Source organism: Comamonas humi (genome assembly GCF_054782535.1).
On record NZ_BAAGSH010000024.1, the window covers coordinates 305,166 to 331,311 of the forward strand.

General features: G+C 61.3%; 21 protein-coding genes and 1 pseudogene. 5 read left to right on the forward strand and 17 right to left on the reverse strand.

The annotated features are described in order from the left end of the window. Positions 1 to 2 precede the first annotated feature (2 nt). The gene (locus ACYVKR_RS24150; protein ID WP_460483520.1) at positions 3 to 1,196 is read left to right on the forward strand and encodes a M20 aminoacylase family protein; all 1,194 of its coding nucleotides are present in this window, start codon (positions 3 to 5) and stop codon (positions 1,194 to 1,196) included. Between the two features lie 59 nt (positions 1,197 to 1,255). Here ACYVKR_RS24150 and ACYVKR_RS24155 read toward each other — a convergent pair. The 3 genes and pseudogenes from ACYVKR_RS24155 to ACYVKR_RS24165 all read right to left on the reverse strand — a co-directional run. Then, a pseudogene (locus ACYVKR_RS24155) lies at positions 1,256 to 1,487 on the reverse strand (hypothetical protein); the annotation flags it as partial. 555 nt (positions 1,488 to 2,042) lie between these two features. Continuing rightward, a complete protein-coding gene (locus ACYVKR_RS24160) occupies positions 2,043 to 3,050 on the reverse strand; it encodes a trypsin-like serine peptidase (protein WP_460483521.1) in 1,008 nt (335 codons plus the stop codon). Between the two features lie 95 nt (positions 3,051 to 3,145). Beyond that, on the reverse strand, positions 3,146 to 3,358 hold the full coding sequence (locus ACYVKR_RS24165) for a cold-shock protein (RefSeq protein WP_460483522.1): 213 nt from the start codon (positions 3,356 to 3,358) through the stop codon (positions 3,146 to 3,148). 528 nt (positions 3,359 to 3,886) lie between these two features. On the opposite strand from ACYVKR_RS24165, the gene ACYVKR_RS24170 reads away from it, so the two are divergent. Continuing rightward, positions 3,887 to 4,285 (forward strand): hypothetical protein, encoded by a 399-nt coding sequence (locus tag ACYVKR_RS24170; protein WP_460483523.1) that lies wholly within the window; start codon positions 3,887 to 3,889, stop codon positions 4,283 to 4,285. Positions 4,286 to 4,422: 137 nt separating this feature from the next. Here ACYVKR_RS24170 and ACYVKR_RS24175 read toward each other — a convergent pair whose 3' ends face one another. The 4 genes from ACYVKR_RS24175 to ACYVKR_RS24190 all read right to left on the reverse strand — a co-directional run bounded on the left by ACYVKR_RS24175 (position 4,423) and on the right by ACYVKR_RS24190 (position 7,168). After that, positions 4,423 to 5,070: a hypothetical protein gene (locus ACYVKR_RS24175; RefSeq protein ID WP_460483524.1), complete on the reverse strand. Its 648-nt coding sequence runs from the start codon at positions 5,068 to 5,070 to the stop codon at positions 4,423 to 4,425. Next, a complete protein-coding gene (locus ACYVKR_RS24180) occupies positions 5,067 to 5,648 on the reverse strand; it encodes a hypothetical protein (RefSeq protein ID WP_460483525.1) in 582 nt (193 codons plus the stop codon). Before ACYVKR_RS24180 ends, ACYVKR_RS24175 begins: the two co-directional genes overlap by 4 nt. Beyond that, complete coding sequence (locus ACYVKR_RS24185; RefSeq protein ID WP_460483526.1) at positions 5,645 to 6,118, reverse strand: DUF4274 domain-containing protein; 474 nt, start codon at positions 6,116 to 6,118, stop codon at positions 5,645 to 5,647. The genes ACYVKR_RS24180 and ACYVKR_RS24185 overlap by 4 nt, the downstream gene beginning before the upstream one ends. 180 nt (positions 6,119 to 6,298) lie before the next feature. Then, the gene (locus tag ACYVKR_RS24190) at positions 6,299 to 7,168 is read right to left on the reverse strand and encodes a helix-turn-helix transcriptional regulator (RefSeq protein ID WP_460483527.1); all 870 of its coding nucleotides are present in this window, start codon (positions 7,166 to 7,168) and stop codon (positions 6,299 to 6,301) included. A gap of 82 nt (positions 7,169 to 7,250) precedes the next feature. On the opposite strand from ACYVKR_RS24190, the gene ACYVKR_RS24195 reads away from it, so the two are divergent. Next, complete coding sequence (locus ACYVKR_RS24195; protein WP_460483528.1) at positions 7,251 to 10,691, forward strand: kelch repeat-containing protein; 3,441 nt, start codon at positions 7,251 to 7,253, stop codon at positions 10,689 to 10,691. Positions 10,692 to 10,854: 163 nt separating this feature from the next. Here the strand turns inward: ACYVKR_RS24195 and ACYVKR_RS24200 are convergent, their stop codons facing one another. The 4 genes from ACYVKR_RS24200 to ACYVKR_RS24215 form a co-directional block, all read right to left on the reverse strand. Then, complete coding sequence (locus ACYVKR_RS24200) at positions 10,855 to 11,787, reverse strand: MBL fold metallo-hydrolase (RefSeq protein WP_460483529.1); 933 nt, start codon at positions 11,785 to 11,787, stop codon at positions 10,855 to 10,857. Positions 11,788 to 11,855: 68 nt separating this feature from the next. Beyond that, on the reverse strand, positions 11,856 to 12,257 hold the full coding sequence (locus ACYVKR_RS24205) for a cupin domain-containing protein (RefSeq protein ID WP_460483530.1): 402 nt from the start codon (positions 12,255 to 12,257) through the stop codon (positions 11,856 to 11,858). Positions 12,258 to 12,281: 24 nt separating this feature from the next. Continuing rightward, entirely contained in the window at positions 12,282 to 12,761 is a 480-nt protein-coding gene (locus tag ACYVKR_RS24210; protein WP_460483531.1) for a carboxymuconolactone decarboxylase family protein, read from the reverse strand. A gap of 42 nt (positions 12,762 to 12,803) precedes the next feature. Next, the gene (locus tag ACYVKR_RS24215; protein ID WP_460483532.1) at positions 12,804 to 13,559 is read right to left on the reverse strand and encodes an SDR family oxidoreductase; all 756 of its coding nucleotides are present in this window, start codon (positions 13,557 to 13,559) and stop codon (positions 12,804 to 12,806) included. A gap of 167 nt (positions 13,560 to 13,726) precedes the next feature. Here ACYVKR_RS24215 and ACYVKR_RS24220 point away from each other — a divergent pair, with 167 nt between their 5' ends. Continuing rightward, positions 13,727 to 15,292: a winged helix-turn-helix domain-containing tetratricopeptide repeat protein gene (locus tag ACYVKR_RS24220; protein WP_460483533.1), complete on the forward strand. Its 1,566-nt coding sequence runs from the start codon at positions 13,727 to 13,729 to the stop codon at positions 15,290 to 15,292. 604 nt (positions 15,293 to 15,896) lie between these two features. Continuing rightward, positions 15,897 to 18,923, forward strand: a complete 3,027-nt coding sequence (locus ACYVKR_RS24225) for an IPTL-CTERM sorting domain-containing protein (RefSeq protein WP_460483534.1) — start codon at positions 15,897 to 15,899, stop codon at positions 18,921 to 18,923. Between the two features lie 117 nt (positions 18,924 to 19,040). Here the strand turns inward: ACYVKR_RS24225 and ACYVKR_RS24230 are convergent, their stop codons facing one another. From ACYVKR_RS24230 to ACYVKR_RS24255, 6 genes are all read right to left on the reverse strand, one after another. Then, positions 19,041 to 19,577, reverse strand: a complete 537-nt coding sequence (locus ACYVKR_RS24230; protein ID WP_460483535.1) for a helix-turn-helix transcriptional regulator — start codon at positions 19,575 to 19,577, stop codon at positions 19,041 to 19,043. A 92-nt stretch (positions 19,578 to 19,669) separates the two neighbouring features. Then, positions 19,670 to 20,248, reverse strand: coding sequence for a PaaI family thioesterase (locus tag ACYVKR_RS24235; RefSeq protein WP_460483536.1), 579 nt, complete (start codon positions 20,246 to 20,248; stop codon positions 19,670 to 19,672). 139 nt (positions 20,249 to 20,387) lie between these two features. Beyond that, complete coding sequence (locus ACYVKR_RS24240) at positions 20,388 to 21,194, reverse strand: oxidoreductase (protein WP_460483537.1); 807 nt, start codon at positions 21,192 to 21,194, stop codon at positions 20,388 to 20,390. Positions 21,195 to 21,235: 41 nt separating this feature from the next. Next, on the reverse strand, positions 21,236 to 24,304 hold the full coding sequence (locus tag ACYVKR_RS24245; RefSeq protein ID WP_460483538.1) for an efflux RND transporter permease subunit: 3,069 nt from the start codon (positions 24,302 to 24,304) through the stop codon (positions 21,236 to 21,238). Beyond that, positions 24,301 to 25,413, reverse strand: a complete 1,113-nt coding sequence (locus tag ACYVKR_RS24250; protein WP_460483539.1) for an efflux RND transporter periplasmic adaptor subunit — start codon at positions 25,411 to 25,413, stop codon at positions 24,301 to 24,303. Before ACYVKR_RS24250 ends, ACYVKR_RS24245 begins: the two co-directional genes overlap by 4 nt. Positions 25,414 to 25,501: 88 nt before the next feature. Continuing rightward, positions 25,502 to 26,119: a TetR/AcrR family transcriptional regulator gene (locus ACYVKR_RS24255; RefSeq protein WP_460483540.1), complete on the reverse strand. Its 618-nt coding sequence runs from the start codon at positions 26,117 to 26,119 to the stop codon at positions 25,502 to 25,504. Positions 26,120 to 26,146 lie beyond the last annotated feature (27 nt).

Sequence of the window (26,146 nt, forward strand, 5' to 3'; positions counted from 1 at the left end):
GTATGCCCATCATTGAGGCCATTGCTGCCAACCCGGAGTTCCGCCGCATCCGGCGCGATCTGCACGCACACCCAGAGCTTGGTTTCCAGGAGGAGCGCACCAGTAGCCTGGTTGCCGAATGCCTGGAGCGCTGGGGTTTTCAGGTGACACGCTATGTGGGCGGCACCGGCGTCGTGGGAACGCTTGCACGGGGCACTGGACGCCACAGCATCGGCCTGCGTGCCGACATGGACGCACTGCCCATGCAGGAGGCCAACACCTTCGAGCACCGCTCGCGCCACGACGGGCGAATGCATGCCTGTGGGCACGATGGCCATACCGCCGTCCTGCTTGCTGCGGCTTGGTATCTGGCGTCCAGCGGCGACTTCAATGGCACGCTGCACTGCATCTTCCAGCCGGCGGAAGAGGGTGGCCAGGCTGGTGCGCGTGCCATGATTGAAGATGGCTTGTTCGAGCGCTTTCCCTGCGACGCCGTCTTTGGCCTGCACAACATGCCCGGCCGCGTGGTGGGCAGCTTCGGCGTGCGATCGGGGCCGTTCATGAGTTCGAGCAACCGCTTCCGCATCGACGTGAAGGGCAAGGGGGCGCATGCCTCGCAACCGGACACGGGCGTTGATCCACTGGTGTGCGCGGGGCAGATCTTCACGGGTCTGCAGACCATCATCGCGCGCAATCGCATGCCGGACGATGCGGCCGTGCTGTCGGTCACGCAGTTCCATGGCGGGGATGCGGTGAACGTCATACCCGACAGCGCATGGCTGGGCGGCACGGTGCGTACGCAGAGTGACGGTACCCTGGACATGATCGAGCGCCGCATGCACGAAATCGTGCAGGGCTCGGCCTCGGCCTATGGGTGCGCGGCCACACTGAACTTCGAGCGCAGCTACCCGGCACTGGTGAATGATCCGCAGCAGACGGCCTTTGCGACTGAGGTGATGCGGGAAATCGCCGGCGCAGAAAACGTCGATGCCAACGCGCCGCGGCTGACGAACTCGGAAGATTTTGCCTTCATGCTGCAGGCCCGACCCGGCTGCTACGTGCTGCTGGGCAACGGCAAAGGTGAGCACCGCCTGCCTGGGCACGGACCCGGACCCTGCCTGGTGCACAACCCTTCCTATGACTTCAACGATGCGTTGATCCCGGTGGGGGCCAGCTATTTCGTACGGCTGGCGGAACGTTTCCTCGTGCAGTCTTAGAGATCGACTGTGTCGGCCCGGGGATGGTTAGTGCGAGACCAGGCTTATCTAGACACTTGCTGCATGACGATGGCGCGTGCTGCTACTTTTTTCCCCGTGGCATACATCTCGGACTCTGAGGGCCACGAGATCGCGCCCACGCAACTTGCTATTGATGCCGAGGTTAAAGAGGGCGAGTTGGTTGTTGAACTGCTCCGGGCTATCCATCCTTCGACGACCGCCCTCGGTAATCCAGATCCTTGGCAGAGTAGGTCTCCCGGGTCCGCCAGTCCATCTGAATCGGCCCCGCATGCTCCGGTGGGTACGTTATGCGTTCTTGCGCACGTTTGAGCTCCCATTGTTTCTGCGCCACGACGCGGTGGACGGTGCTTTCCTTGGTCTTACGCATAGGAGCGAGTCACTTTGTATGTCGCTATGAATCGACGTTCTTGCCTTGCTGCTGCACTTCTTCCTCTAAAGAGGTAGGTTTGTCTTGCTCCTGTGGGGGAGGGTCCTCACCGCCAATAGAGAACATGAGCTTCAAGGTGTCCCAGAAGGACGGCGGTGAGACAGGGATGGGGTGAACTGGCATATAGACCTCCGGTCTATGCTGACGAAGCAGGATGGATCGTCTCAGCCCACAGTACTCTTTTTAATAACCTTAAACAGCGCACTTGTCAGAAAAGCTTCTCAATCCTTCAAGTCGGCGCGCTGGGTACTCTTATCTGCACTGAGGGGCGCAAGGCTGCGAACCTGAATGATTGGGAGGGGCCCTTGGCCTTAGACTGCGATCTGGGTCATCGCCATGCGACCCACCACTGTAAAGGGGAGCAGCGCTTGCCCGAGCCATTGGGATATGCGGCGCCGCTAGGTGGTCAGAACCATCAGAACATCTGCGTACCAAGCGCAGTTGAGTCCAAGCGATTCATCCTGGGCCAGATCGCGTGTACGCATATCCATGCGTGTGGAATGCACCCCGAGCAATTGCCATTGCTGCAGCGAGCCGTTGCTTGGGACGCCGCTTCTGCGCCGTAGCACGGGAGAGCCGCTGCTGCCGCGGTGCGTACGGGCGTCGGTCAGGAAATAGCCCTGCTGCTGAAAGCGCACGCCATACGCCGATGCGATCGAGGCACTGCGGGCCACAGCGAGAAGGTGGACCGTGTCGTGGAACCCCAGCGGAAACCCAATGACCGTCAAGCTGTCACCAATGGCCACATCTTCGCCGCGAGGGGAGAGATGCGATGCATCGAACGCTTGCAGCACCGTGCGTTCGGGTAAGCGGTTGACCTGGATCTCGATGACTGCGATATCCACGGAGCCGCCGCTGTCTGCAGCCTGACGCCACAACGCAATCCCATTGCCATACAACGGGATCGAGAAGGTCGTGTACAGGGTCAGGTTGCTTGCATCGGTATGCAACTCGATCTCGACGCGATCCGGAAAGTGACCGCTGGGCTCGTCGGCAAAGACATGCTGGTTCGTCACCAAGAATAGTCGCTCATCGCGGCGAAAGAAAAAACCGCTTGCCTTGGTGGAAAGCAGTGATCCTGCATAAGTGTGGATGTGCGTTGTGGTCAGCAGCACTGGCTCGACTGCAAGGCGTGCATCCCTGGTAGCCAGTGGCTGCTCTATGTTGGTCACTGCTGCGCGCATCCGGGCAACGTTGCGTTCGAATGCGACCAGCTTGCGGTTATGACCCGTGGCGTTCAGCATGCCCATTCGCGCCGCGTTGGCATAGCTCTCGAACGAACGTACCAAGGCATCGGAGGCAGTTGATGGCACAGTTTCGAGCAATGCTGACAGCAAGGCCTCCTGCGCCGCCAGGCTTCCCTCGAGCTCGCCGATGCGCTCGATGGTCTCTTGCAGATTCTTCATGGCAGCGGACGCCTTCCTGAGAGGAGAAAGCGCGGAATGGCCGCACTTTGCAGAACACGGCAGGCCAAGGGATGGGGCATCCGGCCCCATCCTCCCTAGCTCACGGCGCGGATATTGGAGGCTTGCGGACCTTTAGGGCTATCAGTGACTTCGAACTGCACATGCTGGTTTTCAGTCAGGGTTTGGAGGCCGCCGCCCTGGATGTCACGGAAATGGGCAAAGAGATCCTTGCCGCCATCATCGGGAGCGATGAAGCCAAAGCCCCTGCCTTCGTTGAACCATTTCACGGTTCCGGTTTGTGTCGTCATGCCGATTTCCTTTCGAAATTGCCAGGACGCAAAAGCGCGGCCGGCGATGAGACGCCAAGAAAATCATCAAGGGAGATTAGACACGGCCGCTGGGATGCCCAGGGAAGCGAGAAAGGACCGATGCAATGATGGCCTTGCACATATCAACGAACCCATGGTACTGCTTTGGCACACGGTGTGCCGGTTTTGCACATGTAAATTTCTCAGGACTTGTCAAGTGCTTGAACGAGGTGACGCAAGTCCTAAAGCGCCTGGGAGCCGCGGGAAGATCGAGTGACTCTGTGCACGTCATGGCAATCTCGATTTGGATTGACCTAGCTTACCTAGATACTTTAGAGCCGATGTCCAGAATCGGACACAGCGGACCCTGGCAAGGCAATGCTGAATGCCTCAGTTCAGCCGAAGGCAGATTGCTAAAGTGGTGATTGCGATAAGTGCTGGCATCAGTCTCCTTGATATATAACGGGCTTGGTCTTCAATGCTTGTGGTGTCTATCGTGTTGCACAGATCTCGTTAACCGGGGATTTCATGGAATATGAAGCATTCGAAGTGGAGGAGGTCTTCACTGAGCACGACGATCTCATCGTGCTGTCGCTGGGATTCGTGTCGGGTCACGATCCGCTCGACATCCGGCATTTCTCCTGCCCTCATCGGTGCAGCGGCATCAAGCCGCCGCCCGTCGAAGACTTACTCTACGTGGAGCGCACCGACCAAAGCTTGGCCTGCGACGGTCGCGAGGTCATCGGCCTGATTGGGCATGGCGACTCTATCGAACTGCTGCTGACCGAGGAAGGCGCCCGTCAGCTTGGGTTGGGGCTGCGTACGTGCTTTGGTTTCAACGTCCACCCTGCGCTGCACACAGTGGCCATAGTGCAGATCGAGGCGATGGCAAGAGCAGGGCAGTCGAATGTGAAGCTTGCCAGATGACGAAGGCAAGATCGCCCACCAAAGCCGAGGTTGCTACATCGAGATCGACGGCTGTCGCTACCTTGGCAGCTCGAAAACGGGCTGCGGAGCCAATGAGCGCCGAGGGTCTGGGCGTTATTGTGCGCAGCCATCCATTCTCATAGGAGCGTTTTCAGCACATCAACCGCATCCAGACAGGTACGCAGCTCGCCACCCACATGCTGCCTCCACAGGGCGGCGGCCTGCGCACGTTGGTCGCCTAGCGCCAGCGTACGGATGCGCTCGCGCGGCTCGTCGGGCAGGGCCTGCCATTGGCGCAGCGCCAGCGGCCGGGGCTCGCCGAAGCGGCCGCTGGGGTCGCGCCCCAGCAGTTCGGGGGCCAGTGCATGCAACCGCTGCGTGGAAGAGGCAGCTTCGCTGCCGCAGGCCAGGTGCGGGGTAGCTGCTTCAGGCAGATCCCAGCCCAGCCCCAGTGCGGGGTAGTCCAGCAGTTGCGCGATGTTGTAGATCGCAAGGATTTGCGCTGAGCGCACCACGCCGGTCAGGTCGTGCGCGTCCACGCCCGCATCCAGCAGGCGTTGCAGCGCGGTAGCATCGATGATCGGGAAGCCGTTGGAGGCCAGTTGCCGCCAGCGCTCCAGCCATTGCGGCTGGGGTTGCGTTTCGTCGACGACGTCGCTCCACAGGCCGTGCAGCAGCAACTCGTGCACGAAGCCGCGCAGGTCGCCGTCCTGCAGGGCTTGCACGGCGCGTTCGGTAGCTTCGGGGGCGAGGCCGATGGATTGCAGGTGTTCGCGGTCAATCATGGTCGGGGCAGATGCTCGCACAGGCGCGCGTGCAGTGCGCTGCGGTCGTCCCAGCCGGGGTGCTCGCGCACGAGGTGGGCCATGGCGCGGCCTGCGTCGCGGGTGCTGCGCGCGCCGGATGCGGCGATGGCCGAGGCGATGGCGGCGTCGATCTGGGCGGGCGTGGGCGGCAGCTCCAGCGCGAAGGCCAGCTCGAGCGGCGTGTCGCGCCAGTCGGTGATGCCCGCGGCGGAGAACACCAGCATGCCCGCAAGTCGCATGGGCAGGGTGCGTTCGCCGGACATGCCGAAGGACAACTCGGTGACGTCCAGCGGTACATGGCGGTGCAGCAGGTAGATGCTGCCGTCGATATAACCGGGCTGTGGATTAGTGGGAAAGCGGTGGCTGCATTGGGCGAGGCTGCGCGGATCGCGCAGGTCCAGCGCGATACAGTCCAGGCGGATGACGGTGTCCACGGCCCAGCCATCCAGGGGGAAGGGCTGCAGCGCAATGGTGATGGCCGCCTGCTGCGTGGGGCCGCTGCGCGGCTGGCAGCGGGCGGTGGCGGCGGTGAACAAGTGGTAGGGGAAGTCGGTCATGGGGCGTCGCCGATCGGGAGCAGTGGCTGCATCAAGGGGGACCCGGCATGCCGGGCACGAATGCCTTGCACGTATTCCGCGCCCAGCGCCCGGGCGCACTCGGCGGCGGGGTCGCAGGCGATGCGGCGGTGGCGAAAGCCGTGCGGATAGCGCTGCTCGATCTCCGTCAGCAGCGCATGTGCGTTCCAGCGCGCGGGCTCGCTGCTCGTATCAGCGCGGGCCTGCGGGTCGTCCAGCAGTTCGTGGAACTGCCAATAGATGAACAGGGCCGTGCCTGCATCGCATTCAGGGTGGCGCAGCACGCCGAGCAGTGGCTCGAAGCCATCGTTCACGTTGTAGCGGCGGCTAAAGTGGTCGAGTTCGCTGGCAGTGGGGAACCGTGCGATGAGGGCGCCGGCCTCGTCGTGCTCGCAGGCCAGGGCTTCTTCGACGAGGGGATGCGGTGGGGTGGTGGGGGCGCTGTGCGTCATGCGGTGGTCTCCGGAGAGTTCATGGCAGATCATGCGTCCGTGCGCCCAGCCTCAGGCTGGGGCAGAACACTGCACACCATTCCTCGCCATCGCCCTGCAACTGCACGAGCAGGTCGGGCGCGAACTGCTTAAGCCCTGCAGATTCACCGCTTTCTTGGCTTATCAATGCAATCCCCGGTTTTAAGGCTTGTTCACCTGCTCGCCTGCCGGCCCCCAGTGAGCACCCGGCAGCCTCCATAGCGGGGGCATCTGGGCAAACAGCGGGCGGCTGGTAATGGCGAGCGCCGCGGCGAGGCGGTCTTCCACCGCGAGTTTCTCGTAGAGCATGCGCACATGGGTTTTCACGGTTTCTATGCTGATGTACAGAGCCTGCGCGATGGCCTCATTAGACTTGGCCTCGGCCAGCAGCAAGGCCACCTGACGCTGGCGCGGTGTGAGGTCGGGGCACAGGTAGGCGATGCGCTCCTGCGGCGACAGCGATGCCTGCGTGCGCTCCAGCGCATGGCGGTACAGCCGTGCCATGTGCCCGCGCAGTTCCTGCAACAGGTCGCGCTCCATATCCGAAAAAGCCGGCTGGCCCAACACCCGATGGCATGTCATCGACAGTGCATAGCCATGCAAAGAGACAACCACTGCCATAGCGTGATGCGCATGGAATGGCAAGAACACCTCGCGTGCGATCGGCAGCGCCATGAATTCCTCATCGGTAAAAAAATCGGAATCGCGCAGGGCCCGTTCACCAAAAAAAGACGGATCCTTGAGCCAGAACGGGTGGCTGACGGCGTGCCGCTGGTAAGCATCCAGACTAGCCGTGCGCTGGCCATTCTCTTGCGGCGGATTGTGCAGGAACAGGCTGCGGAAATCACCGCTTGCACCGTGGTACTCGCCATAGCTCACCTGCTCGCAGCCAATCAGTGCGTCCACACAGGCAAAGATGGCGGGCGGCAGCGCGTGCAAGTCCAGATCGGCGGCGTACAGGCGCACCAGCGCCCGGTCCAGGGCTATTCGGACATCAGGCGGTAAATCAGGGGGCTGGATGCTGGTGGGCATGGACATTTCACCCTTTCGAGGGATTGGCGAACGAGGGCGGGCTCCCGATCATGGCATGTTCAGACCAATGAGAGGGAAGCCCATGACGCCGCAGCATACAGATTGCAAGCCCGTTCTTACACTCTGGCTGCATTTCGTTCTTGCCGCCTGGCTGGCGTTGAGCGCTGTCTCCGCAAGGGCCGCCACAGATGCGTGGAGCCCGGCGGCCAGCCTGGGCGCGGCGCGAGCTGGTCATAGCGCTACCTTGCTGCCTGATGGCGATGTACTGGTGGCTGGAGGCGGTGGCACCAGCCTCCTTGCCGGCACAGAGCGCTACCACGCTGCTACCAACACCTGGAGCCCCGCAGGCACCATGGCCGAGGGCCGCGTCGCCCATACGGCCACGCTGCTGCAGAGCGGCAAGGTACTGGTGACGGGCGGGCTCACATCTGGCGGTGCCCCGGCCGGGACCGAGCTGTACGACCCACAGACCGACACCTGGAGTGCCGCGACCAACCCGGGCCACCCCCGCTTGTTCCATACGGCCACGCTGCTGCCCTCGGGCCAGGTGCTGGTGGCAGGCGGGTTCGACACCAGCCGCACCCCTGAACAGCAGGCTGAGCTGTACGACCCGGCCACCAACTCCTGGAGTTCCGCAGGCACCATGGCGGCGGGCCATGCGAACCACACTGCCACGCTGCTGCCCTCCGGCAAAGTGCTGGTGGCAGGCGGAAGCGACGCCACCAACTGGCTCGATACCGCCGAAGTCTACGACCCCGGCACGAACAGCTGGAGCGCCGTGGCCAGGATGGCCGCGCGGCGCGCCAGCCACACCGCCACACTGCTGGCTACGGGCCAGGTGCTGGTGGCAGGCGGCAGCAATGGTGCCGGCCTTGCCAGCGCGGAGCTATACGACCCCATCGGTAATACCTGGACTGCTGCCGCCAGCATGGGCGCGGTGCGCGCCGGCCACACGGCCACGCTGTTGCCCTCAGGCGAGGTGCTGGTGGCTGGCGGCGCCCAGGCCAGCGCCGAGCGCTACAGCCCGGCCGCAGGTGCATGGACCTCCGTAGGCAGCATGAGCGCCGCGCGCACGGCCCACACCGCTATCTTGCTGCCCACCGGCCAGGTGCTGGTGGCGGGCGGGCAGGACGACAGCACCCCCTCCGTGACGTTGGACAGCGCTGATCTGTTCGACCCCGCCGCAGGGGCGTGGAGCGCGGCGGGCGACATGGGCAACGCGGGCAACGTCACACAGGCTTCGCTGCTGCCCACGGGCAAGGTGCTGGCCATCACCGACCAAACGAACTTTGTGCGGGTGTACACCCCTTCGGGCAACGGCTGGAGCGTTGCCGCAAGCCTCAGCACTCGGCGCTCGTTGCCGACGCTGACTTTGCTGCCCTCCGGCCGCCTGCTGGTGGCGGGCGGCCGTGGGCTGTCCAGCGCCGAGTACTACGACGAGGACAACGACACCTGGACGGCCACCGGCCCCATGAACGCCGTACACGAGAGCGGGGCCGCCGTGCTGCTGCCCACGGGCGAGGCATTGGTGATCGGCGGGCTCGGTGCCATCGGCAACTCCGGCAATGCCGTGGAGCGCTATGACACCGCCACCAACACCTGGGCGCAGCGCGCCCCGATGCTCACGATTCGCCATGATTTCACCGCCACGCTGCTGCACGACGGCCGGGTGCTGGTGGCCGGTGGGTTCGCCACCAACAACCGCACCGCCAACGCCGAGCTGTACGACCCCTCATCAAACACCTGGACGGCCACCGGTGCACTGGCGCACGCGCGCAGCGGCCACACCGCCACGCTGCTGCCGTCGGGCAAGGTGCTGGTGGCGGGCGGTGTCAGCGGCGCCGGAGGCAGCAGCGCCTCCGTGCTGGAGGCCGAGCTTTATGACCCGGCCACCGGCCTCTGGTCGCCCGCCGGCACGCTGCCCCCAGGAACGGGTGGCATCAGCCCGGGGGCCACGCTGCTGCCCTCGGGGCAAGTGCTGCTGACCGGCGGCTTCGATCCCATCTCTGCGGCGCATGCCAGCAGCCAGTTGTACGACCCGGTGGCCAACGCCTGGACCAGCGCCCCGCCCCTGACCACGGCGCGCGGGCTGCATGCCAGCGTTTTGCTGCCCATGGGCCATGTGCTGGCGGTGGGAGGTTTGGACAATACCGGTGCCGGCGTCCCGTTGTCTTCCGCCGAGCGCTACGACCCCGGCCTCGCCCCCGTGGCCGTGCGCCAGCCCAGGCTCCTGGCCCCCTACAGCTTCCTGCTGCCGGGCGGCATGGGCACGCTGGGTGCCAGCAGCTCTGGCAGCATGGGGGATGGCAATGGCGCGGTCACTCGGACCGGCTTTCGCCCTCCGATCGAAGCCAATGGCAGCATGTCCGGCAGCAACAGCGCGAGCAATGCGCCAGTGCTGCAGGTGCAGCGCATCGACAACGGCCAGATGCGCTTCATCACACCTGATGCCAGCCAGCCGCCCGTCGACGTGGCGTTCACCGCCAGCGCTGCGGCGATGAGCGGCTTTCCCGATGGGCCGGTGCTGGTGCGCGCCTGGGTGAACGGCGTGCCCAGCTCGGCGCCCATCACCCGGCTGGCGCTCGCGTCCCCGTCCGTCCTGGTGGGCTTGGTCGCCAACCCCGTCAGCCCCACCACGGCGGGTGCCAGCGTCACCTTCACCGCCATGCTGACGGGCGGGAACAGCCCCATGGGGGCGGTCACCTTCAAGGACGGTGGCACCACGCTGTGCACTGTGAGTGCGGCGCCCTATACCTGTGCCGCCACGCTAGCCGCCGGTAACCACCCCATCACTGCCGAGTATGCGGGCGACATAAACAATGACAGCGCCATCGCCAGCCTGCAGCACGTCGTCAACAAGGCGCAGCCCGTACTGACCTTGGGCACTACGCCCATGCCCAGCATCTGGGGCCAGAGCATTGACATCCTGTCCACCCTCAACGGCGGGTACGTCCCCACGGGCGCGATCACGTTCTATGACAACGGCACGCTGCTTTGCACCGTGGCTGCTGCGCCATACCTCTGCACCACCGCCGCGCTGGCCGCGGGCACCCATGCCATTACCGCCAGCTACGCGGGCGATGCGAACAACAAGTCTGCCACCCTGGCGCTCAACCACACCGTGAGCCCGGCGGCACAAGCCATCACCCACTTTGCCGCCACGCCCACCGTGCCGGTGTACGTGCAGGGCGGCAGCTTCACCGTGTCGGCCACTGGGGGGGCATCTGGCAACCCGGTCCGCTTCAGCAGTCTGGATACCTCGGTATGCACCGTAAATGGGAACATGGTCACCATGGTGGTGGTGGGTATCTGCCTCATCGCAGCCGACCAGGAGGGCAACACGAATTACAGCGCCGCGCCACGCCTGGTGAGTTCGGTCACCATGGCCCCGGCCGGGCCGGTCGCACCCACGCCGGTGCCCATGCTGGGGGCATGGGCACTGGCGTTGCTGGTGGGGCTGCTGGGGTGGTTGGGTGTCCATCCCCATGGCCGCTCCATGCAGTGGGTCAAGGGCCGGGATTGACAATGACCGGTTCTTGCGGGCGCGGTCATTTACGAGCTGACATGTGAATGGCTGAGATCAGCCTGGAGCCGCCTTCACAGCGGGAGCCCTTCGTCTCATTTGCGCGGCTTCTCTATTGCCTTGGTACGAAATTCGGGTTGCCGGTCCACTTTGGGGCACCCCATTAGTAGTCCCACTGCACCGGCACGAAACGGAAGTTTTGACTGGTCTTCGTAATATGTCCGATGGATGGAAATGCAACATGCGCTGCGGCCAGCAGGGCTCCGGATTCAGCTGCGTCATTCAGTAATCTCATTCGCACGGCTGTGGCCACTTCAGGCTCGTGCTCGAAGCCGTTTTGCCATTCCGGATGGTCGAACCCGACTTCGAAAATCGCATCGCCGACGAACGTCAGCTTCTCGCCGTTCGAGTCGACGTCCACGACGCAATGCCCCGGCGTGTGTCCTCCCGTCACCCGTGCCGACACACCCGCTGCAATCTCCACGGACAGATCGAATTGCATGATGTTCTCACTGTAGAGTTCCACAAATCTTGCTGCCGCTTTGCGGAGCGCGGGAGGCACCGCCGCCGGCATCACCGTCTTGCTGAAGTCCGGGTTTTCCCAGAATTTCACTTCCGCAGATGACACATGAATACGCACGTCGGGGCGCAGCTTCGCTTTGACCCCTTCAACGTTCAACCCGCCGACGTGATCCATGTGCATGTGCGTAATCACGATATCGGTGATCGCAGCCAAGTCGATACCAGCAGACTCCAGACGCATCACCGAGCGACCCGCACGAGTGAAGTATTCGAACCCGTCGCCGACACCCGAGTCGATCAGGATCAAGCATTCGCCGCTGCGCACGAGCGCGATATTCAGCGCCCAATCGAACATATCGCGTTGCAGGAATCTGCCATCAAACCATTCGTTGCGGTCAGCTTCGCTGACGTTGGTGGACATGGTGGAGGTTGGGAGCGGCAAAATACCGTCGCTGATCAGCGCGACATCGACATCGCCGATGCGCACCGCGTAGCGGGCAGGCACGAATTCGGCGGAGCCTTCTTTGCCCAGATTGGCGGTCACCGGTTGCACATTGCGGATGGTCTTGCTCATTGAATGCATTCCTTTAAATCAAATTGAGATGGGCCTTGCCGAGCAAGCACCTCGTGGCCACTTGGAAACTACTGCTCCACCGGGATCAAAATTGGTGCGTCCTGGTTTTTCACGAGCATGACCAAAAACTTCGCAGGCTTGGTAGCGCTCGCATTCCTGCCGACTGTGTGGAGATCGTTTGGACCTTCATAGAACGTATCGCCGGGCTTCAGCGTGACTGTTTTTCCGCCTTTTACGCCCATGACGATAGATCCCTCCAGTACGTAGATGAAGCCATGCGCATCGTGACGATGGACAGGGTCGACACCGCCCGGCGGGTAATCGACGGTGATGATCGAGACTTCCTTGCCCGGGTGGTCGGTCAGCGCCTTGCTCAATACCTGTGTCACCTTGGCATCTTGCAATTCGTGCGCTTGGGCAACGCCACCGGTCAGCAGCAGCGCCAAGGCCAGGTACTTAAAAACTCGCATGGGGAAACTCCTTCAGATTGCAGCTCAGGCCAGCCCCGATTTGTCCACGCCAAACGCCTTGTCGTAAATCCCTGGCGGAATGCGGAAGCCGACATTCACGCGGTTCCATGCATTGATTGACATGATGTGAAAGGTCAGGTCGGACAATTCTTTTTCTGAATACTGGGTACGTACCTTTTCGTAGATCTCATCGCCCACGCCATGTGGCGAGAGGTGGGTCAGCGCTTCGGTCCATGCCAATGCTGCGCGCTCGCGCGGCGAGAACAGATTGGATTCGCGCCATACGGCGACATGGTGCAGGCGCAATGCGCGCTCGCCGTGCATCGTGGCTTCTTTCACGTGCATGTCCACGCAGAACGCACAGCCATTCAACTGCGAAGCACGGATGTCAATGAGGTCGTGAATGGATTCTTCGATCGAAGACTTTTTCAACAGCAGACCGAGCTCAACCAGCTTCTTGAATAGCTCCGGGGACTGCTGCTGGTAATTGATGCGTTGCGTCATGTGCTTTCTCCTTGGGTCCAGTTAAAGTAGGCGTGACACCGCTCAGGTCTTGGAGATGGCGCTGGCAAGCCAGTTATTGAAGCGGGTCGGTCCGAGGCGGGCTCCTTCGCCAGCAGTCAGCGTGTGGTCATCCAGTTCGCTGCCGAAATAGCGCGCACGGGTGTCGGCGATGACCTTGCGGCTGTCGTTGCGTTGCGCAAGGTATTTGCGCGCCAGTTCATCCATGGGGATTCGGTCCTGGCCAGCAACTTCCACCATGCCGTTGACTGGCATTCCAACAGCCAGATCAGCCAGAGCAGCGGCGACATCGTCGGCCGCGATGGGTTGTATCAGTGCCGGAGAAATATGCACTTCGTCTCCGATCGTGCTTTGATCAACGATGCTGCCGACGAACTCAAAGAACTGCGTGGCTCGCAGCAAGGTATACGGAATCGGAGAGGCCTCGATCAGTGCTTCCTGGACCGCTTTTGCGCAGAAATAGCCGCTCTGCTGCAGACGCTCGGTTCCCACAACCGATAGCGCCAGATGGTGCTCGACGCCGGCCGCTTTCTCGGCCGCCAGCAGATTGCGTCCTGCCGTTTGGAAGAAAGCGATTGCCGCCTCCTTCTCGAAGGACGGTGAGTTGGCGACGTCCACCACAACCTGCGCCCCCTGGAGTGCTTCAGCCAGGCCATGGCCGGAAATCACATCGATACCGTGCTTGGGCGACGCTGCCACCACCTCATGCCCAGCATGGCTTAGCCGTGCCACCACGTTCGAGCCGATCAGCCCGCTGCCTCCGATCACAACGACTTTCATATCCCATCCTTTACTCAAGCGTTTTATGGTCAAAAACCATGGAAAAATTATCATTTCCAACCACAGCGGCCGCTTTGTCGATACCTTGTATTTCCATCCAAGACGCCTTGCCGCATCCCAAGCGCCAGATGGGCATGAAACCGTCCACTTCCGTATAGGAAATCCCAATGCAATGCGTTTTTGCTGACTGCACGCTGGATCTGGAACGCCGTGAGCTGTATCGCGCATCCCAGCCGGTGGCGGCGACACCCAAAGTCTTCGACTTGCTGGTCTATTTGATTAGCCAACGCGATCGTGTCGTCGTGCGTGATGAGTTGATAGACGCGGTATGGGGCGGACGCATCGTCTCCGAATCCACGATCGCCAGTCATATCAATGCCGCGCGCATGGCGGTGGGAGACGATGGCCAGCGACAGCACATCATCAAGACCATTCCACGCAAAGGCTTTCGGTTCGTCGCAACGATCGAAACGCCCGTTGACCCTGCGCCCTCTGCTGGGTCAATGGCAGCAATCCACCTGTGCTCGAATGAGGCGGGCTTGAGTGACAAACCCTCGATCGCGGTCTTGCCCTTTGCCAACTTGAGCCATGGCTCCGAGCGTGATTACTGGGCCGATGGGGTGGTCGAAGACATCATCACCGCGTTATCACGCTATCGCTGGCTATTCGTGGTGGCGCGCAACTCAAGCTTTACCTACAAGAACCGCAACGTCGACGTGAAGCAGATCGGACGTGAGCTTGGCGTGCGCTATGTCTTGGAAGGCAGTTGGCGACAGGTGCGCAACCGGGTCCGTATCAGCGGACACTTGATTGATACCGCAACCGGCGCGACCTGCTGGGCCGACCGTTTCGAAGGGGTGCTGACCAACCTGTTCGAGTTCCAGGACCAAATCGCGGATAGCGTCGTAGGTGCCATTGCGCCGCAGGTGGAGCAGGCGGAAATCGTGCGCGCACGGCTCAAGCCCACGGAAAACTTGAATGCCTACGACTATTACCTGCGGGGCATGGCCTATCTGCACCGGGGTACATGCGATGCCATAGAGCAGGCCCAGCCATTGTTCCTGCAGGCGTGCACCTGCGACCCCGAGTTTGCATCAGCATATGCGATGGCGGCATGGTGCCACTGCTGGCGCAAGATCAATGACTGGATGCGGGATGCTCCCGTGGAAACGGCAGAGGGCATTGAGTGGGCGCGCCGGGCTGCCGAACTCGGTCCCCACGATGCGGAGGTACTGACGCGCTGTGGCCACGTTCTGGGCCACTTGGCCGGTGACCTCGTGGAAGGCATCGCTTTGCTCAAGCGTGCACAACTGCTGAATCCCAACCTTGCCTCGGCCTGGTTTCTAGGCGCGTTCTGCCATTTGTGGAAGGGCCAAACAGAACAGGCCGTGGCGCAGTTCATGCGTGCTATGCAGTTGAGTCCCGTGGACCCAGAACTCTACCGCATGCAGGCGGGCATGGCTGCGGCGAATTATTTTCTGGGAAATTTTACCGAAGCGGAGATCTGGGCTCAAAAATCGGTACAGAAGATGCGAGGCATGGTGTTATCACAAGCCGTACTTGCTGCCAGCCAGGCCATGCTGGGCAAACAGGCAGAAGCCGGAGCATCCCTTGTACGCCTGAGAGAGCTCGCGCCTTCCGTCTGCTTGGATACGCCGCTCGGCTGGCTGCCAAGTCAAAGCCAAGTGAACTACAGGCTCATGATCGAAGGCCTGGCAAGGGCGGGATTGTAGCCCCAAGGTCGTGTATGAACGCCTCCAATAAGCTCGCTGAAACACCAATAGAGCTGCGACTGTATATCTGGATTTGACGTGACCGACTGGACTGCCTGAATCGTCCCGGCTTACTTAGAAACTTTTGAGCCAATGTCTGGAATTGGAAACAGCAGACCTTGATTCGGTACAGCCGAATGTCTCAGACCAGCCTGTACCCACCATTCGAAATGAGCGTGCGGCATTGCAGCGGCCGCAGTCGTTCGAAGTTGCTTCGTAGCCTCTCGATGGCATTGCGGCGTGCAAATGGGTGCCCTGGCTTGGGCTCAACGAAAAAAGCCGACCGAAAGCCGTTTCAAGCTTAGCCTTCACGCCTGCGACTACCGGCCAATCTGAGCATACGGCGCTGCTTGCGTTACGAAGACTTACCCCAATACGTAACAAAATAAAACCGCTCCTCATAGGAGATTCTGATTTTTGCGAGCACTGACTAGTATAAATGTACCATTGTATATAAATCATTTCTATTTTGAAATTGATTGGCCTTATTGGTTGATGCCTTTATTCTTCCTATTGAGTTATTTGAGCTCTGGCAATGCTGGAGCGCTTATGAGGGTCCAATACCATGAAAAACAACTCTCCCTTGAGGTTTGGGAAATATTTATTAAGGGATCCTCATTCATCAGTAAATAGCAGAGCGCGGGTTTTATTAAATTCTGTATTTGCTATTTCGATGCTGTTTGCGGGGAGTTCCGCGAATGCGCAAAGTTGCTCAGTGGGAGAAACGCCTGCCGCGTTCGGGTTCACGGGAGGGGAGCAAACGGTTACGGTTCCCGCAGGTGTTCACTCTCTGACGGTCTATCTCAGCGGGGCGCAAGGTGGCGCCGGGCGAAGCGGTGCAGGCACGATCGGCGGCAGTCCCAACTCTCCCGGCGGAACCGGCGGCCTTGGCGGCAGAGTGCGGGGCACGCTGGCAGTCACGCCTGGCAGTTCGCTCTCCATCTGGGTCGGCGGGCAAGCCTCGCAAGCGGTCAATCCCGGTGGTGTAGGTCAAGGTGTAGACGGGATAGGCGGCGGTGCCACGGACTTGCGGGTAGGTGGCAATACCCCTGGTAATCGTGTCGCGATTGCTGGTGGTGGCGGCGGCGGTGGCAATGCTGGCTGGAGTACGGCAAATGTTATTGCTGGTGGCGCCGGTGGCGTCGGCGGTGGGGGGACGGGTGGCGCAGGGGCCAACGTTCCTGGTGGCCCAGGCCCGTTTGGTGGCGGTGGGGGCGCGGTCGGTACCGGTGGCGCTGCTGGTGGAGGCTGCGGCTCATTTCCGGCAACTGCGGGAAACGCGGCCAATGGCGACGGCGGTGACTCCTTCAACTTCTCCGGTTCTTTTTCGGGGGCCGGGTTTGGCGGAGGCGGTGGAGGTGGCGCTACGGTCGGAGCTGGTGGTGGAGGTGCTGGCGTCGGCACCACCAGCTGCCAGCAGAACTGGAATGGCGGCGGCGGCGGCGGTGCGGGCGGTAGTTCAGGCGCAACTGGGCTCACCGCAGTCACTATTAACAACGGAGTGCAGGCAGGAAACGGCGCAGCACTCATCTGCTTTGCTCCCAGCGAGTTCGCAGTCGGAGGCACTGCGACAGGGCAGACTGGTCCGGTGACGTTGCAATTGACGGCAAGCAACCCTGCCAGTACGCAGCAGGTAGTAGTGGCCCAGGCCGCATCTTCCTATGTCTTCGCGACACGCCTGCCTGTGGGAGCCAACTGGGCGGTCAGTGTGCTTTCTGCGCCAGCCGGACAACTATGCACAGTCAGTGCAGCTAGCGGCACCGCCATTGCCGCGGACGTGAGCAATGTGGCGTTGAGCTGTACAACCGTAGCAATTACGGTGGCTCCAGCTGCTATACCTGGGGGCACCTACTTCACCCTGTACTCGCAGCTTTTTACTGCCAGCAGCGTGAATGGAGGCGTTGCGCCCTATACCTTCTCCACGCCTCCCGGGGTATTGCCTGCCGGGCTGAGCCTGTCCAGTGCAGGTGTGCTGTCTGGTACGCCCACAGCGGTTGGGACGTTCAATTTTTCAGTACAGGCGACTTCCAACAATGGCTTTAGTGGCTCGCGTCCGTATACGTTGACTATCGGCAAGGCCGGCCAGGCTATCACAAGTTTCGCGGCTGTTCCCGCCGCCCCTACGTTCAGCCAAGGCGGTACATTCAATGTCTCTGCGGCGGGGGGAGCATCGGGCTTGCCAGTGGTATTTAGCATCGCGGCATCCAGTGCCAGCGTGTGTACGGCTGGCGGTCTCAACGGCAGCACCATTGCCATGCTCTCCAGCGGTACCTGTTCTGTGCTGGCCAACCAGGCCGGCAATGGAAACTACGAAGCAGCAGCGCAGGTGCCGTTGAACGTTCCCATTGGAAAAGCTCCGCAAACTATCTCGGCCATTGTCGTTACGCCAACCAGCCCTGTCTTTAGTGCGAGTGGCACATTCAGCGTTGCTGCTACCGGAGGTCCGTCGGGCTTGCCAGTCACTTTCAGCATTGCACCGTCCAGTGCTGGCATTTGCTCTTCAGGTGGAACCAATGGCAGCACCATCACCATGTTGGCAAGCGGCACCTGTTCTGTGCTGGCCAACCAAGCCGGCAACGGAAACTACCAAGCGGCAGCGCAGGTGTCATTGAACGTGGCCATTGGGAAAGCGCCGCAAACTATCTCCGCCATTACCGCCACGCCGACCAGCCCGGTTTTCAGCGAGAACGGCACATTCAGCGTTGCTGCTACCGGAGGCCCGTCGGGCTTGCCCGTTACCTTCAGCATTGCACCGTCCAGCGCTGGCATCTGCTCCTCAAGTGGAACCAATGGCAGTACCATCACCATGTTGGCGACTGGCATTTGCACGATTCAGGCCAACCAAGCGGGCAATACCAACTACGAAGCTGCTCCACAGGTGCAGCAGAACGTGTCGATCGCCAAAGGCGTGCAGGTAATTAGCTTCACCTCGACTTCCCCTGCGGAGGCCAAGGTTGGTGGCACCTATACGGTTGCGGCCACGGGCGGGGCGTCGGGCAACACGGTGGTTTTCACGGTCGATGGTGCCAGCGCATCGATTTGCACCATCTCTGAAAGCACGGTCACATTCGAGGCCGTGGGCACCTGCACCATCAATGCGAACCAACAGGGCAATGCCAATTACAGCGATGCGCCGCAGGCGCAGCAAATGGTGTCCATTGGTCAAGGTAACTCTGGGGTGACCATCACCTCCAGCGTCAATCCTTCGTTCCCTAGTCAGTCGGTGACGTTCACGGTGTCGGTCACGCTGGAGGTTCCGCCAAGCATGGCGCTACGCACCAAGGTGATTGCTATGCCCACTGGGGATGTTGAGATTACCGATGGAGGCACATCGCTAGGTTCAGCCACGTTGGTGGACGGAGTGGCGTCCATTACCACCACGCAATTGAAGACTTTGGGAGAGCACAGTCTCGTGGCGAGCTATGGAGGTGATGCCAACTATCCCGCCACAACGAGCACCGTGTATACGCAGACGGTGATCGCACGCGAAGTGAAGCCGATTCCCACATTGAGTCAGTGGGCGCTGATGCTGCTCTCGTTCACAGTGGCAGGATTCGCCGCGGCTGGCTTGCGACGTTCTCGTGTGAGTTGACCTGAGAGGAGGATAGGGCGGACTAGGGGCAGTCCAGGGGACGGAATCGGTCGTTGCGAACCTTGAAAAGGCAAAGCCAAATGTCTCAGATCAGCCTGAAGTGGATCTAGGGAAGAGCTACCTCCCCCCCAGCTTCCATCTTGCCTCTCCGGGGGGCATGCCGTAGTGCTGCTTGAATGCCCGGCTCAGCGTCGACGCCTCGGAAAACCCGCAGGCATGCGCGATAGCCTCAATGCTCATGCCCGCGTTGCGCGGCTCCTGTAGCATGGCTCGGGCGGCTTGCAGGCGGGTGTGGCGCAAGGTCTCTTCGTAGCTGGTGCCCGCCGATGCCAACACGCGCTGCAGCTGGCGGGCCGATATGCCCTGGCGTGCGGCCAGCCAGGCCAGGCTTAGGCGGCTGGTGGCCAGGTGTGAGGCGATGTCGGCGCGCACGGCTCGCAGGCGCACGGCCGCCATGCTGTATTCCTCGGCCCAGGCGGCATAGTCGGGCGACTGGTCCAGGGCCACGGCCAGCGTGTCCTGCAGTTGGCGGGCGGCCAATTGCTGGCTGGCAGCGCCCTGCAAGGGCTCTGATTCGAGCAGATGGCCAAACCGCTGCAGCAGGCCCAGCATGGGCGTGGCGCGCAGGGCTGTTTGCGTCAGCCACTGGTGCAAGGGGCCATTGGGGGCTACCGTCTTTTCCTTTCTCAAGAGTAGCAGGGCGCGGGCGCGCGCGGCCCTAGAGCGGCACTGGCGGGGTAGTTCGCTTACTCCATGACGGCTACGTCAAAGACAAAGCAGGTTGTTGTCGCGTGGGCGTACAGCTTGCCTAGCTCATCTTCGACGCGGGCTTCGGCCGTGGCAATGCGCCCACCGCCGTGGATCAGCCTGCCGATCGCCCGCAAGGGGCCAGTCTTGTGTGAAGCGGGCCGCACGATGTTGATGCTGAGTTCGGCAGTAGTGTATGAGCGCCCGGCGGGTAGCGTGGAGTGCACAGCACAGCCAAGTGCTGAGTCCAGCAACGAGGCAAACCAACCGCCATGCACTGTTCCTAGCGGGTTGTAATGCTGTAGCAGCGGGATGCCCTGAAACACGGAATAGCCGTCGCCAATATCCAACAGCGTCATGTTCACGGTTTCATTCATCGGCGGATATGGCAACTTGCCGGACATCATCGCCTCAAGAATCTGGCGTCCGCTCTTACCGGCCAGTTGCTCCATCCGGGCAATACCGGCCGATCCACCACCTGCACGCATGCGCCTATTCGCCTCTGCTTGCTGCTTTTCCCACGTAAATGTTGCCTGGCTGTTTTCCATATCTCTCTTCTTCACGGTTTTCAAAAACATTCCCAGCGTCGTTGGACTTGTCTCGAAGGGTTGGCAATGGCAGCCGCCGGTTGGGTACCAGAGAGGTTATCGCGGCCATTCGAGGTCCCGTCCCCGCAGAGCTGGAGTCGGTACTGCGAGTTGATGGGGGAGGGGGACTTCAGACCAGACCAAACGTTTTTCTAAGGCCCTTCTCGACCGGGCCGGCGGGCATGAAGCGGCGGAGCTTGGCCAGAAGCGATGCCTCGCCCTTGGGCGTGTGGCGCATCTTCCAGGAGCCCAAAGCGGCATCCACGATCGTGTCAGCGACACCATCGGGCTCGGGAGCTTTTTGGACGCTCTTCTGAATGGCCTGGGAGACGATGCCGAATTCTTCGCTGTAGTCGGGGATCTTGCACACGGTTTGCGGTGCATTGAGATCCAGGTTGGTTTTGGTAAACGATGGCTCGACAAGTGTGACGCGCACTCCGAATTGGCGCACCTCGTGATCCAGGGTTTCGGACAGCCCTTCGACGGCGTGCTTGGATGCCGAATAGAGCGCCATATATGGTGCAGGCAGAAAGCCCAGCACAGAACTCACGTTGACGATGCGACCGGAACGTTGTTCGCGCATATACGGCAGCACCGCTTGGATCATGCGCAAGAGGCCAAAGAGGTTCGTGTTGAATAATGTCTGGGCTTCCGCAATTGACGTTTCTTCAGTTGCGCCCATCAGGGTTCCTCCCGCACTGTTGACCAAGACGTCGATGCACTTCGCCTGCGCAAAGATGGTCTGGATTCCACGTTGAACTGATTCTTCATCGCGGATATCCATCTCGACGAGCGCAACACCGGGTATTGCCTGCGCCTTTTCCATATTGCGTACGGTGCCGAATACCCGGCATCCCTGCTTGGAGAATTTGATTGCAGTGGCTCGTCCGATGCCCGATGACACGCCAGTGATGACGACGACTTTAGAGATTGACATGGAAGTTCCTTGTCGGGTGATGAGATAGAGAAAGGGGTCGATCAGCTTTGCGAAGGAACTGGCCTGATCTTGAACCAGATGGAGTACATGGCCGGCAGGAACACCAGGGTCAGAGCCGTTCCTGCGAACGTGCCTCCGATGAGCGTGTAGGCAAGCGTTCCCCAGAACACCGAGTGGGTCAGCGGGATGAATGCCAGGATCGCGGCCAAGGCCGTCAGGATCACGGGACGTGTGCGCTGAACGGTCGCTTCGACAACCGCGTTGAACGGGCTCAAGCCTTCTTGCTCGTTGTGGTGAATCTGCCCGATCAATATCAGCGTGTTGCGCATCAGGATGCCGGACAACGCAATCAAGCCAACCAGGGCATTGATGCCGAATGGCTGCTGAAACAGAAGCAGCGTCGGCACTACGCCGATCAATCCAAGCGGGCTGGTCAGGAATACCATGACCATTGCGGAGATCGAACGCACCTGCAAGATGATGACGAGCAGCGTGAGCGCAATCATGATCGGGAACAGCGGCAGCATCGCCGTGGTGGCTTTGGCTGACTCCTCAATGGAGCCGGCCTGTTCGATCCGGTAGCCAGAAGGAAGCTGGGCAATGACCGGCTGCAACTGCCTCAAGATGCTCGTGGAGACATCCGGCGGTTGCAGCCCATCGGCGATATCGCCCCGAACCGTGATGGTCGGTGTGCGGTCACGGCGCCGCAGAATGGGAGCTTCCATGCGAACATCGACGGTACCCACCTGTGACAGCGGTATACGTTGTCCTGCCGATCCGACCAGCGTAAAACCGGCGATCTTTGCAGGATCGAGACGAATGTCGCCGGCCGCGCGACCTACCACCTGCACCGAGCGGATATCCTCGCGCACTTCCGTAAGCGGCACTCCGCTCAACAGGAACTGCAACTGCAAGGCCACCGAGCTGGAAGTCAGTCCCACGGCTTGAAGACGATCCTGATCGAGCGTGAAGTGCAAGGCAGGGACACGCGATCCCCAGTCCGTGTTGACCGTGCGCATCATGGGACTGGCGCGCATTACGTCATCGACCTGCGCGGCGATCACGCGCAACTTGTCAGGGTCAGGCCCCATAACCCGGTAGGCCACAGGAAATGGCGAGGGCGGGCCGAACACGATCTGAGTGACGCGCACCCGTGCCTCCGGCGCCAATCCGTCGGCCGCTGCCTGGCGCAACCTGTACTTAAGCGCTTCCCGCTCCTTCTCGTCCCCAGTTAGCACCACGATCTTGGCGAACGACGGATCGGGCAATTCAGGCGACATGGCCAAGAAGAAGCGCGGAGCGCCTTGGCCGATGTAGGACGTTACGACCCTGGCTTCTTTCTGCTTCGCCAGCCAGGCTTCGACCTTCGCCGTTGCAGCACTGGTTTGCTCTATCGACGTGCCATATGGCATCTGCACCTCGACCAGAACCTCAGGCCGATCGGAAGTCGGGAAGAACTGCTTTTTGACCAGCCCCATGCCGAGAATGGCAAAAGCAAACATCCCCACAACCGCGACGGCCACCAGCCATTTACGGGCAATGACGCGCCCCAGCACCTGCCGGAAGCGGTTGTAGTTGCGCGTGTTGTAGATGGCTTGGTGCCCGCCCTCGACCTGCTTGATGTCCGGCAGCATCTTCACGCCCAGATATGGCGTGAACGCGACCGCCACCACCCAGGAAACGACCAGCGCAATGCCGACGATCCAGAACATGTTGCTGGTGTATTCGCCCGCGGTAGAGCGTGCGAACCCATTGGGCATGAAGCCGATGGCCGTGACCAGCGTGCCGGAGAGCATGGGCGCGGCCGTGTGGCTCCAGGCGTAGGCCGACGCGGCGACCCGGCTATAGCCTTCCTCCATCTTCACGACCATCATTTCGATGGCAATGATGGCGTCGTCCACCAACAGGCCCAGCGCCAGAATCAGTGAGCCTAGCGTGATGCGGTCGAAGTTCTTGCCGGTGGCCGCCATGATGATGAACACGGCCGCCAACGTGAGCGGCACGGCCGCCGCGACCACGATGCCGACCCGCCAGCCCATGCTGAGGAAGCACACCACCATCACGACAAGCAGTGCGACGAAGAACTTGACCATGAACTCGTCCACCGCCGAACTGATGTTGACGGCCTGATCGCTCACTTTCGTCAGCGACATTCCCAGGGGGAGACCTTCATTGATCTTGGAGACTTCCGCCTCCAGCGCTTTGCCGAGGTCGAGGCCATTCCATTCGTCGCGCATCACGACGCCGAGCAGCAGCGCTGGTTCGCCGTTGTTGCGCACTTGGAAGGTGGCCGGATCTTCATAGCCACGCGCGACAGAGGCCACATCCGAAAGTTTCAGCGTGCGTCCCTTGGCGGTGATCGGTGTCTGTCGAATCTTCTCCAGGTTGTCGAACGCGCCATCGACACGGAGGAAGACTTGCGGCCCCTTGGTCTCGATAGACCCGGCTGGAGTCAATACGTTTTGACCGTTGAGTGCGGCAAAGATGTCCTGCGGCGTGACACCCAGCGTAGCCAGGCGGTCGTGCGAGAACGACACGAAGATGCGCTCAGACTGTTCCCCGATGATGTTGACTTTCTTCACTCCGGGGACATGCAGCAGTTGTTGGCGCAACGTTTCCGCGTCGCGTACCAGCAAGCGCTGTGGCTCACCTTTGGCTTTGAGAGCAAAGAGCGCGAAGGTCACATCTGCATATTCGTCATTGACCATCGGCCCGATGACTCCGGCAGGTAGCTTCTTGGCCTCATCTGCGAGCTTCTTGCGAGCCTGGTAGAACTCCTCCTGAACCTCGGATGGTGGAGCGCTGTCGAGCAGGAAAACCATCGTGAAGGCCAAACCGGGGCGGGTATAGGTCTCCGTCCGGTCGTACCACCGCAGCTCTTGCATGCGCTTTTCCAGCGGCTCTGCAACCTGATCCTGCATCTCCTGCGCCGTGGCACCCGGCCAGGCGGTAACGATCGTCATCTGCTTGATCGTGAACGGCGGGTCTTCTGCGCGTCCGAGTTGGAAGAATGCAAGAATGCCGGCGCCGGTAATCAGCAAGATCAGAAACAGCGTGATGGAGCGCTCGCGCACGGCGAGCGCAGACAGGTTGAATCGGCCTTCGCTCACGGACGTGCTCCTTGCCCCGTGGCGGCCGTTTGTGTGCCTACGCGCACCTGTTTGCCTTCTTGAAGAAGGTGCGCACCCAGCGCGACGATCTGGTCGCCTTGCTTGAGCTGTCCGCCGATCTGGGCGTTATCGTCGCCCAAATGCTCGATCGTGACCGCACGCCAGGAAACCTTCTCGGGCTTGCCGCTGATGAGCCAAACGCCTGGCCCCTTGCCAGCATCGAAGATGGAGCCAATGGGAACCTGCAAACCGTCTTGCGCTGCGTCTGGCCCTTTCGCAATCCGGATCGTGACCGTGCTACCCAGCGGAGCGTTGCCCAGTTCGCCGTCGAGCACATACCTGGCCTCGAAAGTGCGGGTGAGTCGATCCGCAGCATCGGATAGCTGGCGAAGCTTGGCCGGAACGCTAACGCCCGCTTTGCCAAAGAGCGTGGCCTGTGCAGTCGAGCCGATCGCCGGGCGCAGGGTCTCCGGCAGTTGGATCACGGCCTCGCGTTGTCCGGCACGAGCCAAACGCACAACAGTCTGCCCTGCACTGATCACTTGCCCAGGCTCGGCGAGCGTTTCCATGACGACGCCATCGCTGTCTGCGACCAATTCCGCATAGCCACTTGCATTGCGGGCAACGAGGGCTTGGGCTTCGGCTGCGCTGAGTTGGGCTTTCGCGGCATCGGCCGCGGCCTTGATCTGATCGTAGGCCGAGGCCGAAATCGCCCCCGTGCCGCGCAGATCGCGGTAGCGAGCCTCATCTTCTGCGGTCTGCTGCGCTCGTGCCCGTGCTGCTGCGACTGCTTCTTGCTGTGCCTGGGCCGCCAGCTTCAGATCAACAGGGTCGAGGCGCATGAGCGGCTGACCGCGCTTGACGGTTTGCCCGGCATCCACAAGCCGCTCCAATACCTTGCCGGCGACACGGAACCCTAAATCGCTCTGCACCCGGGCGGCGACGGTTCCGGTAAATGAGCGCGATGCGGAGCTTGCGCCTTCGACAGCTGCGGCCCGCACCAACGGTGCTTCGGTGCGGGGGTCAGATGTCGCTTTGTCTCCGCAGGCGGCCAGCGCGAAAGGCAATGCACAGATGAGGGTAGAGGTAGCGAGGCGGCGCCGGAGCATGAAAGTCCCATCGACGAAGTGATCGGACTTTCATTATGAAACTAGTGACTTAATTGGTCAATAGTCACATTGAATTTTAGGCGGAGCGTCACGGGGACAAGCTGCGGAGCACCAGGTTGGATAGATGCATCGGAGCCTCCTCGACGTAGCCAAAGCTGTGTTGCAAAAGCAACGGGTTGAGATAGGGGCGCATCACCAGGTAGATCGCCTTTGTGGTCTCATCCAAAGGGGTCTTGCGCTCGAAGTCGCCGGTCTGCCGGCCTTCCTGCAAGACGTCTTGCAGCAGTTTCTGGATGCGTTCTTCATAGGCAATCGCTGCCTGCCAGTTCTCCGTGGCGGCGGAGGCTGCAATCTCGTAGAGCTTGCGATCTTGGAAAAACAGCTTGAGGCTCGCCTCGGTGGCAGTCTTGAACATTCGCCGCAGCTTCTCTGGCGGGAGATCGGTCTCCGCCACGGCTTCCCCGACCTCGGTTTCGATCTGGCGCAGGCAATTCGCACAGATCATTTCGCCAATGGCCTGCTTAGACTCGAAAAACTTGTAGATGTACGCCTTGGAAAAGCCGATGGCCTTGGCGAGATCGGAGACCGTCGTCTTCTCATAGCCATAGCGACTGAAGTGTTCGGTGGCGGCCGTGACGATCTGGTCTCGCACCTCGTGATCGGCCGGGCCTCGGGCCGAAACGGGATAAGCGCTTGATTTCTTCATGGACTCCAGCTTACGTCAACCACAAAG